General features: G+C 41.6%; 9 protein-coding genes and 1 pseudogene. 5 read left to right on the top strand and 5 right to left on the bottom strand.

All coding sequences use genetic code 11. The features are described 5' to 3' along the window. Positions 1-513: 513 nt before the first annotated feature. The 4 genes and pseudogenes from LC653_RS47825 to LC653_RS00235 all read right to left on the bottom strand — a co-directional run bounded on the left by LC653_RS47825 (position 514) and on the right by LC653_RS00235 (position 4479). Positions 514-1657 (bottom strand): annotated as a pseudogene (locus LC653_RS47825) (transposase). A 223-nt stretch (positions 1658-1880) separates the two neighbouring features. Then, positions 1881-3188: a bifunctional folylpolyglutamate synthase/dihydrofolate synthase gene (locus tag LC653_RS00245; RefSeq protein ID WP_229492066.1), complete on the bottom strand. Its 1308-nt coding sequence runs from the start codon at positions 3186-3188 to the stop codon at positions 1881-1883. A gap of 415 nt (positions 3189-3603) precedes the next feature. Further along, positions 3604-3729 carry a photosystem II protein Y gene (locus tag LC653_RS00240; RefSeq protein WP_229492065.1) on the bottom strand — a complete coding sequence of 42 codons (126 nt, stop codon included), beginning with the start codon at positions 3727-3729 and terminating at the stop codon, positions 3604-3606. A 222-nt stretch (positions 3730-3951) separates the two neighbouring features. Next, positions 3952-4479 carry a gamma carbonic anhydrase family protein gene (locus tag LC653_RS00235; protein WP_229492064.1) on the bottom strand — a complete coding sequence of 176 codons (528 nt, stop codon included), beginning with the start codon at positions 4477-4479 and terminating at the stop codon, positions 3952-3954. A 242-nt stretch (positions 4480-4721) separates the two neighbouring features. Between LC653_RS00235 and LC653_RS00230 the strand changes: the two genes are divergently transcribed. From LC653_RS00230 to map, 5 genes are all read left to right on the top strand, one after another. After that, positions 4722-5231, top strand: coding sequence for a TIGR02652 family protein (locus LC653_RS00230; RefSeq protein WP_443689706.1), 510 nt, complete (start codon positions 4722-4724; stop codon positions 5229-5231). 78 nt (positions 5232-5309) lie between these two features. Continuing rightward, positions 5310-5753, top strand: a complete 444-nt coding sequence (locus LC653_RS00225) for a VOC family protein (RefSeq protein ID WP_229484992.1) — start codon at positions 5310-5312, stop codon at positions 5751-5753. A gap of 142 nt (positions 5754-5895) precedes the next feature. Further along, on the top strand, positions 5896-8826 hold the full coding sequence (locus tag LC653_RS00220) for a M16 family metallopeptidase (protein ID WP_229492062.1): 2931 nt from the start codon (positions 5896-5898) through the stop codon (positions 8824-8826). 405 nt (positions 8827-9231) lie between these two features. Further along, positions 9232-9756, top strand: a complete 525-nt coding sequence (locus LC653_RS00215; RefSeq protein ID WP_229492061.1) for a plastocyanin/azurin family copper-binding protein — start codon at positions 9232-9234, stop codon at positions 9754-9756. 280 nt (positions 9757-10036) lie between these two features. Continuing rightward, positions 10037-10864 carry a type I methionyl aminopeptidase gene (gene map, locus LC653_RS00210; RefSeq protein WP_229492060.1) on the top strand — a complete coding sequence of 276 codons (828 nt, stop codon included), beginning with the start codon at positions 10037-10039 and terminating at the stop codon, positions 10862-10864. Between the two features lie 495 nt (positions 10865-11359). Here the strand turns inward: map and LC653_RS00205 are convergent, their stop codons facing one another. Beyond that, a complete protein-coding gene (locus LC653_RS00205) occupies positions 11360-12841 on the bottom strand; it encodes a hypothetical protein (protein WP_229492059.1) in 1482 nt (493 codons plus the stop codon). Positions 12842-12987 lie beyond the last annotated feature (146 nt).

Below are 12987 nucleotides of genomic sequence, written 5' to 3'. Positions count from 1 at the left end.
ATCTTTTTGCAAAAAACTAAAGAGTAGACGGGCATAATTAAACGTAAAATGCTTAGACCTGAATCTTGCTTTTTGCCGAAACTCATTTTTGGTTTATTTCCGCCCAGCTATTTATCCTATTACTTTAGGACTTCCGTGAGAGATTAAAATGAAGTGCTTTTTGTCAATCAGTTAAAATACTCAAAAACGTTTCAACAAGAAAGATAATCGGAAGTAGGGAGAGGGGGAGGAGGCGAGCTATGCTCGCCTCCTCCCCCTCTTTTTGATTATCATTATCTTCTAAGTCTTTGATTTAACCTTTTGCTTTACTGGAGTTTAGACTAATCCATGACAAAATGACTCAGCAGCACTGAGTTGACAAGCTACACAGATGAAAATCAGTAGACCGAAAACTTCTGCGATCGCTAAAAAATAGTAGTGTATGATACCGTTTTTTGAGAAATGTACAAAAGGTGATTGTGAGGCATGAATAATAAGATTCACTTATAAATAAGCCCCGAAAATCAACCAAAATCAGCCAGATGGTAAACAAACTTCGCAGGCTACGCCATAGTTGTGGTCTACTGCTTGACGTAAAAACTCTCTTCTTCTGTTTAAGAGTAAATAGATAAGAAAAAACCTGAAAGCGTGCTTCTTTTTAATCGGCTCAGATAATGCCACACTAGATAAATCCATATATTAATAACTAAAAAAGCTAAAGCTACAAAGAGAAGCCGGCGGAGTGGGATTTTTAATAGTAGTTTTTATCCGGCACTGGTTTTTCATTCGATAGCTGCTTTCAATCCCAAAACGGAGGCGATAGTCATCATGTATAAGCTGCAAAGTTAACTTAACTTTATAGACAGCATAAACAAAAAATTCCCGACCAAGCGAAAAGTCTTTTACCATTTTTATATGTACAAACTATCCATACTTGAAAAGTTACTGAACCATATTTATCGCTGTTTAAAGTGTAAGTAGTTTTGTAACTACGCCGACCTCTAATTAATTGTCTAGTACCTCCCGATTTACCTCGAATAATAGCTGGCATTTCAAAGGGGATATCGAGAGATTGCAACCATCTGATTACTGGCACACAAAAAAATTCTCGATCTAAATACAATCGCTCAATTCTCAGATTCAAAGGCTCAATTAGTGCTAAAAGATAGGTAATAATTGCAACTAAGGTATTTTGTTGTTGAACAGCTTTGATAGCTAAAGTGACTCGTTTATTTTTCTTAATTACATAGAGAGTCGCGTAGGCGTAAAAAGAACAAGTACCACTTTTAGCTTGACTTCTATAAATAAATGGTGATTCTAATGCTGATGGTTCACCATTAATTTGGAATTAAGTTAAAATCGATAGCAATTTTTTGTTTACCTTGTCGAATTCCGTCTGGTAAGCGGCTTTGAAGTGCAGCATTTAAGTCGGATTCTAGAGAATTTATGTCTGTATATTTCTCTAAATGGTAACGAATATCGTTGCTTGTCGGAACATTTTTTAGGACTTTGGTAGTGTTTTCAATGCTATCCCTTTGTGTGGCTGCCCGAATTAAAATTTCAAAAATATTCTGTTGTTCACACTGACCTTGAGTCTGAATTGGAATATGTTCTGTTAAACAGTAGTTGTTTCGTTTAAGGTTTTACTATCAGTTAGAACTGGCTCCGTTACATTCATAACCAAACTAAATAATCCTCTAAATCAAAAATTTGCTTCTTCACCCCAATACTTTACAAAAATTACAGGATACATCACTAGAACTATGTTCTGGTGCGAAAGCAACCCTTACCTTTTTGGCTAATTGATTAATTTTACTTATGTAATAGCTCTCAACGAGTTTTTCACAAAGCGTATTAAAAAATACAGTTTTTTAGGCAATAATCAGATTCACAGGTATCAATCATAGAGCGATCGCAGAAAAAAAATCGCCTACTAAATAAAGTGAACCACACACAATTATTAAATCGTCTGTGGTAGCGGTTGAGGTTGCGGCAAGTAATGCTGTGAATAAATCTGGATGTATTTGGCGATCGCTTAATTGGGGACAGAGGCTATCAGCTAGGTTTGCTAAGTAGTCTAAATCAGCAGAAGTTCTACCTGGCCAAGATTCTATTGGTATTGGTACTAGAAAAAGGCGATCGCCTGGCCGCAGTAGGGCGGTAAAAATATCAGCATGATCCTTATCGGAAAACATTCCCATAACCCAATTGACAGGCTTGGGGTTAACTTCGTCTAAGCTATCGACATACTGGCGAAGAACTTGGGCGGCGGCGGTATTATGAGCGCCATCAAGTAATAATTTATGGTTGTTCCAGGTAGTCCATTGCATCCGCCCCGGCCATTTAGTTTTTGCCATACCGTTAGTTATGGCTTCTTCAGAAATCTGCCAACCCTGTTGTTGGAGAATTTCTAAAGCTGCTATTGCCAAAGCTGAATTTGCTAATTGAATTTGTCCCGCTAACGGCAAAGGGTATTTAATTAATTTTAAATTTTGAATTTTGAATTTTGAATTTTGAATTCTTTCATACTCTGCCCATCCTGTAGCGATTTGACGGGCGGCTTGAGGCGTAAAAATCGGGCATTGTAATTCTAAAGCACGCGATCGCACAACTTTCTCTGCCTCTGGTGGTAATGCTCCAACCACAACGGCACATCCAGATTTAAGAATACCTGCTTTTTCTCTAGCAATATCAGCAACGGTAGGGCCAAGTTGCTGCCAGTGTTCCCGGCTAATGGAAGTTATGATCGTAACCAAAGGTTCCAAGCAGACATTGGTAGCATCTAAGCGCCCTCCTAGTCCGACTTCTATCACTGCTACATCGACTTTAGCTTGTGCAAAATACAGCCAAGCCGCCGCCGTAATTACTTCAAACTGGGTTGCCGATTCGTCTTCAGGGCGAATAACCGCTTGGACTTGTTGGAATAATTGACTCAATTCCTCAGAAGAAATTGGCTGTTCATTCAGACAAATACGTTCCGTCCAATCGACTAAATGGGGGGAAGTATAACGTCCTGTACGATAACCAGCCTCAGTAAGTACTGAGGAAAGATACGCACAGACTGAACCTTTACCATTAGTGCCAGCAACATGAATTACCGGGACTTGGTGATGAGGATTACCAAGATTTGCTAAAAGGTTGAGGATGCGATCAAGTCCCAGATGGACACCAAAGCGTTGCAGGGGTTGTATTACAGAGTCGATATCCAAGGAAGGGGGAGTGGGGAGTGGGGAGTGGGGAGTGGGGAGTGGGGAGCAGGGGGCAGGGAGCAGGGAGCAAGGGAGAAGGTTTTCCCCTCAGCAAGAGCAGCACCCCGCGCCTTTGCCTCTTTTCAATGCCCCATGCCCAATGCTCAATTAATCATTATGAATAAAACCGACTGCCTCTGTGAAGAGAAACAGCCGATTGCAGATTGATAACATTGAGCCGAATTTAAGGGGAGCATCCCAATTTTGCACGAAGGTGTAAGTCAAAAGCGAATGAAGCGGTAGCGTAGTGTTCGCGCAGCGTGTCGCAGACAAGCAATCGCAAGATATGGGATTGCTTCACTCCACTACGTTGCGCTCGCAATGACAATTCATAACGTGGTTTTGATATAACTTACACATTTGGGATGCTCCCGATTTAAGCTTCTCTATCCAAAAAGCCTTGGATTTGTCTTAAAGCCGCAGCGCCAATATTAAACGCTGCCCAGCTAGCAGCAATCACAACTGGTGCTAAAACGATCGCTATACGGAAATCGATATCCATATCTAGAACCCCTCTTTTAAGTAGAAATTAAAGTTTTGTCAACTGCTCTCATTTTTATTTTTAGCTGAAGTGGGCAACTTTTCCAACTAGATATGTAAAGAATGATTAAATTATTGGGTATTGGGCATTGGGCATTGGGCATTGGACAATAATTAATAATTCTTCTCCCTCTGCTCCCCCTGCTCCCTCATCCCCCACTCCCCACTCCCCACTCCCCACTCCCTAAGCCTTGCTAAACCCGATATCAGTACCCTTACCAGCATGAACTAAAGCTAACTTTTGGTAACGTTGGGCGTGTTCAATCAGTTCTGCGGCTTCAGCCTCTGTTATTTGCCGTAATACTTTCCCAGGAATACCGACAACTAGGGACAAAGGCGGTACATCCTTGGTTACCACAGCACCAGCACCGATAATGCTACCAGCGCCCACTCTTACCCCGTCTAAAATCACTGCGCCAATGCCAATCAAACTTCCACGCTCAATATAAGCAGAATGTACCACAGCGCGATGCCCTACGGTCACATGATCTTCTAAAATTGTCGGAAAACCAGGATCGCCATGTAAAATTGCACCATCCTGAATATTTGTGCATTCGCCAATTTCAATCCGTTCTACATCTCCCCTAACCACTGCTCCATACCAAATGCTCACCCCTGCTGCTATATTTACCGAACCCATAACAACAGCATTGGCTGCGATAAAGGCAGCTTGAGAAAAATCGACAGATGTCCAGTAAGAAGCGGTAGACACGATAGAATATGAATATGGTACCCAGGAACACTGGAGAAACTCCAACCTTTGAGGCTGGTTGCACAACTAGGATATCACAGCGTCAAGCCTCTACAGTGAGGAAAACACTAGTGAAGAATGTTCCTGCCACAACTCCGTGTCTGTGCAGCAGTGAGCAAGTAACCCAAAGTGGTAGAGCCAAAGTGTATAATCCAATACACTAGTGCTGGTGAAGACAAAATTATGTTTGTACGCACTTCATGATGAATCCAGGCTTGCAGTACCCTATGTTTGGGCCTGAAATACAGTGTCCCCATTGTCGCCAGACTATTCCGGCGCTGACATTAACAGATACCTATTTGTGTTCGCGTCATGGCGCGTTTGAAGCTAATCCTAAAAATGGAGAGTTAATCCATTTGCAATCGGGGCGTCATTGGCGGAGGTGGAATAATGAATGGTATAGACAGCATACTCATCCCGATGGTATTCGGTTTGAGATTCACGAAGCATTAGACAAGCTCTATACCCAAGGCTTTCGAGCAACAAGAGTAATTATTGCTCGACGCTATCAGGAATTGATGAGCGGCTACCTAGAACGCAGTACACCTTGGCGTTCTGGACAACCAGAAGCTACTGCTGCACGTTTGTATGGCCTACCTGTGGAGTTTAGCCCTGATACCTCAGATGATCCCTGTTGGGAAGTAATTAATTTTGACTTGGAAAAAGAGCCTGGTGTCCCTGTACGCTACCCTTATTTCAGGTTGTTTGAGTAATGGTCATTTGTCATTAGTCATTTGTCATTAGTGAATAACAAAGGACAAGTGACTAAGGACTAAGGACTAAGGACTAATATGCACCACGCTTCTATTCGGACTGCGAATATTCATCGAGCGATCGCCTTCTACGAACATTTAGGGTTTACAATTTCGGAACGCTTTACTACAGGCTACACCCTAGCTTGTTGGATGGAAGGATTGGGCGGCAGAATTGAACTAATACAAATTCCCGAACCAAAACCAGCCCCAGATGCCTTTGCTGACGAGCATTATGTGGGGTATTATCATCTCTCGTTCGATTTGACTGAGATTACATCAGATTTACCTAGCTGGTTGACAAATTTACAAGAGCGTGTATCACTAGCTGCTGAGAGTCAAACTGAAGAATTACAACCGTTGAAAGTACTTTTAGAACCGACACAACAGCAAATAGGCGATCGCATTTACGAAGTGGCTTTCATCGCCGATACCGATGGCTTACCTCTCGAATTCATTCGGGTTTTAGCAAAACTCCCATAATTTAGCTTTTTTATTACCTTTCTTGCTAATATATTGTTTTTCTGTATTGTTACTGAGGTAACAGATTTTTTGGACAGATTAAACTAACGTCACTTCCCAAAATAACTATGTAATTTAATTTACAGATATATCTGCTAAATACATGTATGGATTTTCCAGATTTTATAAATATCCCTTGCCATTATTATTTTTAAGCTTATGGCTAGTAGCAGTTTTTTTGTTAAGCAATAAACCTGCTCATAGCCAACATGCAGCCATATCTAACAAAGAAAAATACCAATCAACCTTGCTAGCAAAAAGAATAATGCCCTCAACACTGACACAAAATGTCCGTAAGACAGTGCTGGAGAATGGTCTAACTGTCCTGACAAAGGAAGTGCATACTGCGCCAGTAGTGACGGTGCAGGTGTGGTACAAGGTTGGCTCACGCAACGAAGAACCGGGCGTGAATGGGATTGCCCACCAGTTGGAACACATGATGTTTAAAGGTACTCTAAACCGTCCAATTCAATTTGGCCGTTTGTTTAGTGCTTTGGGTAGTGATTCCAATGCTTTCACCAGCTATGACCAAACTGCATATTACGGTACTGTGGAACGAAACAAGCTGAAAGCGCTCTTAGTGCTGGAAGCTGACAGAATGCAAAATTCCCAGATTGAGCCAGAGCAACTAGCGAGTGAGAAGCGGGTAGTAATTTCTGAGTTGCAGGGTTACGAAAATAGCCCAGAATATCGCCTCAACCGCGCCGTCATGCAGGCGGTGTTTCCCAATCATGCTTATGGGTTGCCTGTAGGTGGCACTAAAGCTGATGTCGAGAAATTTGAAGTTGAGCAGGTACAGAAATATTACCGCAATTTTTACAGTCCCGATAATGCCGTCTTAGTGGTTGTTGGAGATTTTCAAACTGCAAATACCCTAGAAACAATTAAAGAGGTGTTTGGCAAACTACCCAAGAGGCAGGGGGCAGGGGGCAGGGGGCAGGGGGCAGGAGTTATTTCTCCCTCATCCCCCTCATCCCCGATAGTATTGCGAGAACCGGGGGCAGGGCGGCTGTTACAAGTTGTGTATCCGCTACCGGATGCAAATCAACCAGATGTGCCGGCGCTAGATGTGATGGATTACATTTTGACTGAGGGACGGAATTCTAGACTTTATCAGGCATTGGTGGAATCAGGTTTAGCTAGTGAATTAACAGCGTCTGTTACCAGTTTGCGAGAATCTGGCTGGTATGAGGTGTTGGTGACGGCTGGTTCTAAACAAGATTTGAAAAAAATTGACTCAGCGTTGAGTAGCGCGATCGCTAATGTAGCAGAAAAAGGCGTGACCTCTGAAGAAGTTGAACGAGCCAAAACCCAATTAACAGCAGATGTAATTTTGAGTAACCGTGATATCACCTCTCAAGCAATGCGCTTGGGCACTGATGAGACAACAGTTGGTGATTATCGCTACACAGACCGCTATTTGGCAGCTGTTCGTCTGGTGAAGCCGACGGATATTGTCGCTGTGATTAATAAATATTTGACAAAAGGAGCCAGGACAGTAGGCTTTTTTGAACCAACCCAGAAGCTGATAACAGAAGTTGGTGATAAACCAGACTCAGCCCAAACTACAGAAAACTTCTCTCCTGGCGCACCTGTGCTTCCTTCTGAAGTGATGAAATACTTACCGCCTGTGGATTTAGCTACAGATGCCTTGCTTGGCGTCGTTGGCATTAGCGTTCGCGCAGCGTCTCGTAGAGAAGCGGTAGCGAGTCCTCCAGCGTCAGCCTCTGTCTGCGACACGCTATGCGAACGTAGAGAAGACATCGCCCAAGTATTACCACAGGAATTTAAATTTACCAACGGATTGCGGTTATTACTGTTACCCGATCATAGTACTCCCACCGTTACCTTGAGCGGTCACATTCAAGCTGGGACGGAATTTGATCCAGAGAATAAAGCTGGACTAGCTGCTTTTGTGGCAGACAATTTGCTAAATGGCACTAATAGCAAGGATGACTTAACTATTGCCAAAGTCTTGGCAGAACGAGGGGCGAGTCTCGACTTTGAAGCCTACCGCGAAGGTGTGCATATCGAGGGTGATAGTTTAGCTCTTGATTTGCCGATACTCCTTGAGATATTGGCAGATGTTGTAAAAAATAGTACCTTTCCAGTCAAAGAGTTGGAATTGCATCGCCAACAAACTTTAACTGACTTACAACAGGAATTAGATGAGCCATCAGAAGTAGCCAGAAGAATATTTGTTCAGTCAATTTATCCGAAAAAACATCCTTTACATACTTTTCCCACAGAGGAGAGTTTACAGCAGATTCAGCGCCAGGATGTGATTGATTTCAAAGCTAAACATTATCGTCCAGACACGACAGTGTTGGCGCTGGTAGGAGATTTTGATCTAGACATTGTGCGATCGCTGATTAAAAATGAGTTTGGTAACTGGGAAGTTAGCGGTCAAGCACCCACATTAAAATATCCTCCGGTATCAATGCCGCAGAAAATAGTCACTGTCAACCCAGTATTACCAGGTAAAGCCCAAGCCGTTACATATATGGGTTACACAGGCATTAACCGTTATGATCCTCGGTTTCACGCAGCCTTAGTATTGAACCAGATTTTGGGAGGTGATACCTTATCTAGTAAACTGGGTGCAGAAGTGCGCGATCGCCAAGGTTTGAGCTATGGAATTTATAGCTCCTTCCAAGCTGGGAAGAATGCAGGCACATTTTTGATAGAAATGCAAACTAGTCCTGAAGATAGCAGTAAAGCGATCGCTAGTACCCGCCAAATACTACAGCAAATCCATCAACAAGGTGTTACCGCACTGGAAGTAGAAACAGCTAAACGCACCCTCATCAGTAACTACAATGTTTCCCTGGCAAACCCAGAGGAATTAACAGATAGAATTTTGATGAATGAGGTGTATGAACTAGATAAAGAAGAATTGCACTTCTTCACTGACAAAATCCAGAAAGTCAGCCTTACCCAAGTTAATCAAGCGGCTCGTGAGTTACTCCACCCAGATCAAATCGTAGTCGTTACTGCTGGGCCATCTGTGTTAGCAGAGAAAAGCATTAGGTAGTGCAATGTCCAAGCTATCTGATTTTTCACGTTATGTGGAATCCACGAAAACCTAACCCCCTAACCCCCTTCCCGAAACGGGAAGGGGGAAAATTCAAAGTCTCTGACGCCACGTGCTTCAAGTCGGGCTTTGCCGCCCAACGCAGTGGCTCCTCCTTAAAGGAAGAGAGAAATAGAAGTGAGGTTTTTCAGATACCGTGAAAAGTCAGGCCAAGCTATTGAGGGTTTGTAGTAAGCACAAAGCGTGCTTAAAAAACAAGGACTAAAGTCCTTACTACAAACTTCCTTACCCATCAATTTAAATTTGACCAGTAGTAGAGATGGGCATTAGGCATGGATAATATAAAGAATGGGTAATGTGGTTTTTCTGCTACCTATTAATAGCATTGCCTTTTAAGAACTAGTGATGAAAATTTACAACCATTTATATCAAATTGTAATTGCATCTCTTACTTTCCCCATTACTGCTTGGCTGCAAATTTTACGGCGTAACTACGTGATATTAACGTTGTTCCTAAGCTTAAATTTCATCGCTGCTACTCCAGCAATGGCGGCAAATTTGTCTGGGGATTTGCTTAAGCAACCAGCTACAGAAATTACAGTTAGCTTGGGTAATTCAGCCAACGAACTCAAGTTTGAGCCAAATCATTTGGGATTCGAGGCTGGCAAACGCTATCAACTACGGCTTACCAATCCCAGCCAACTAAAGCACTATTTTACTGCTAAAGATTTTGCCGATGGCATCTGGACACAAAAAGTCCAAGCAGGCAAAGTAGAAATCAAAGGAGCCATTCACGAACTGGAACTTAAGCCGGGTGCTGAGGCAGAATGGGTATTTGTACCCCTGAAATCTGGCACTTATGGCTTACGTTGTCCAATACCAGGACATACGGAAGCAGGTATGACTGGAGAAATTGCCATCAAGAATTAAAAATTATCCGACTCAGTATTTGACTGCGATCTAATGTTTCAATTAAAGGAAATTTATCTCAGTCCCATAGTGTGCAGCGAAAAATAAGTTATAGCAATTTTGATTAAAGCTCAACATCTGAAGAGTAGCTGAACGTGTTATTATATATACGTTAGCGGCTAAACTGGAAGAATCCCTATCAGGGATTAAAATAACTTAAATTATAGATATTATTTCTCAACTAATCTAGAGAAAGCATTGATACTTCAGCGTCAGAGCCACCAGTAATTATTAATTTCCCATGAACATTTTCAGTAACTTACTTCCTCAAGCAACTCAGCCTGGAACATCGAAAAAGCAACGCCGAGGAATTGAAATTAAATCGCCGCGTGAAATTGAAATCATGCGGCAATCAGCGATAATTGTGGCAACTGTCCTAAAAGAAATTTCTGAGCTAGTAAAGCCAGGAATGACCACGGCTGATTTGGATGCTTATGCAGAAAAACGTATCCGCGAAATGGGTGCAACACCTAGTTTTAAAGGATATCACGGTTTTCCAGGTTCTATTTGCTCCAGCATTAACAATGAAGCAGTGCATGGCATTCCTAGTCCTAAGAAAGTGATTCGCGTGGGGGATGTATTAAAAGTAGATACGGGCGCTTATTACCAAGGCTTTCATGGTGATTCGTGCATTTCAATTGCTGTTGGTGAAGTGACGCAAGAAGCTGCTAAATTAATTCGCGTAGCAGAAGAAGCTTTATATAAAGGCATTGAGCAAGTTAAGGCTGGTGTATACCTGCTTGACTTAGCTGGAGCAATTGAAGACCATGTGAAATCTAACGGCTTTAGTATAGTCGAAGAATTCACTGGACACGGTGTCGGGCGTAACTTACACGAAGAACCTTCAGTATTCAATTACCGTACCCGCGAGATGCCAAATGTTAAACTCCGTGCGGGGATGACGCTAGCAATTGAGCCAATTTTAAATGCGGGTTCTAGACACACCCGAACATTATCTGACCGTTGGACAGCAGTCACGGTGGATAATTCTTTGTCGGCTCAGTTTGAGCATACAGTGTTGGTGACAGAGACTGGTTATGAGATTTTGACTGACCGTTCTAAGCTGTAATTGTTAGTTGTAATTATCTGTTTTTAAGAGAGGTGAAGCGTCAAAAGAGGGCGATTTGCCTCTTGATTTTTTACGACAATCGAAAGGCTCAGATTTGTGGCTTCTGATACCATTTGACTTTAATAATGATACAAGTACGCTGGTAGGGGCTTGTCTTTGCCCATTGGTGTCAACTTAAGTCAGAAAGCTCATTCCACAGTCATTTTACCCCACACGCTATCCGGCTCCACTTGGGGAGACCCCAAGACCGCACTGGCTCCCCAAAATCTCCCCTCCCCGTTCCCGGTGAGGGGAGATTTTGTCGTTAGACAAAAGCGGGGTGGGGTGACGACGGCTTAATTAGTAATTGAGTGGACTTGATATAACGTCATTGCAAGGGTTTCACGTTAAGTTGACACCTATGGGCAATGCCATGCCCCTACGAGAAATTTATTTACATGTATCAGGATTTTCGTGAATTGGTATCAGAGAAATCAGAAATACTATAATCGTTTTTTAGTTTTGGATTATTTGCCTGATAGCCGCATAGTTATTTTTATAAATAGGAAGTGTTTCTTTAGCTTGTATAGAGACAGAAGTATTTTCTGGGATCGCTTCTAATAAATTGATTGCTTGCTGCCATTTATCTTGTGCTTGCTGCCAAACTAGTAGCGGATGAGGTGGATTTTGGACAAATAAATTAGCTTCCATTGCTAGCTTTTGGGCTGATTCTAAGTTTGCTAAGGCTTTTTTTTCAACTAAGACTCTTTGACTGATAGATTTATAGTTAATTTGATAATAAACCAATTTTTTCTTGGCTCGGTCAGAAACTGATGTTTCATTAGGAATACTATCTAACAAGTTTATTGCCTGATGCCATTTGTTTTCTGCTTGTTGCCAGACTTTTAGAGGATGCGGTGGTTTTTGAACTAAAGAAGCAGCCTTCATACCAAGTTTTTGAGCAAATTTAAAATTCGCGATCGCACTCTCTTCTTGAGTTAAACTTAGACTCATCTGCTGCAATTGTGGACTTTGCTCTCTAATTTTCCAACCACCAAAACCCAAGATTAATAAACTTGAGGCTATGAGCAAAGCCGAAGGTACTATTTTTTGTGTCGAAAACTTTGGTACTATTTCTACATGCTGGCTAATAATTGGTTCTTTATTACTTTCCTGTTCAATCTTTTTTAGGGCTTGTTCTGCCTGATCCCTGAAAGTATCACCCTGGATAATTAAAGCAGCAATTTGTTCTTGGAAATAATCACAATCATTGAGAATATCTGTCAATTCTTGAAATTTTCCCTGACTCGATATAATTAATTCGTGGTCATCATCTAACCACTCTAAAGCGAAGCCAGATTTCCCATAGAAAGCAGACACACCTAATAAAATATTTAATAAACTACGGCTAGTTTTAATAGTATTAAAAATATAATTTAATTTTTGCTGTAAATGTAACAACTCATTTTGAGAATTGCTAATCTTTTGAATTTGACTTTGTAACATATTATAGTTACCACAGTCTAAGTTAATCTTTAAGTTTTCAACAATTCCCTGAAATTTTGCGCGGAGGCTGAGATGATTAATATCAGAATTTAGTTGATTGACCAACTGAACATCACTGAGAATATCAGCAGCTATTGCCTGCAAAAAATAACCCCACTCAATCCAGACATCAATTTTGGATTGTAGTTCAGTTAATGAAATTTTAGTTTTTGAGTTGCCAAATTTTTCTACGATCGCAGGATCTACTAATCCAATACTAGGTATAAATAAAGTAGCAACAGTACCTATTCGAGGAAGTGTAGCGATCGCAGAACTTTTGATATTCTCAAATTTCAATTCCTGAGCAATTAATTTGTTAATATTCCGTAGTTGTTCCTGAGCATTATTGATCAGGATAATTTGTTCCATGATTTGATTAGAATCGCCAATAGTCAGTTTTAGGCTCTGAATCAGTGTTGGCAATTCACTAACAAGTATTTCTAGGTTAGCCATAAATACCCCTTAGGGATTTGTCGAAAGTTTATGCGAAACAATTAAAATGGCTTGAAAAAGAGGAAAGGGAGAAGGGAGAAGGGAGTAGGGAATAGGGGGAGGCAGGGGAGACAAGGGGACAAGGGGTGAGAACTTGCAACAAGTCT

Origin of the sequence: Nostoc mirabile CHAB5784 (genome assembly GCF_020829645.1) — a bacterium.
Lineage (GTDB): Bacteria > Cyanobacteriota > Cyanobacteriia > Cyanobacteriales > Nostocaceae > Nostoc > Nostoc mirabile.
Note: the sequence above shows the minus strand (reverse complement) of the source record. Positions and strands in the feature narration are given on the sequence as shown.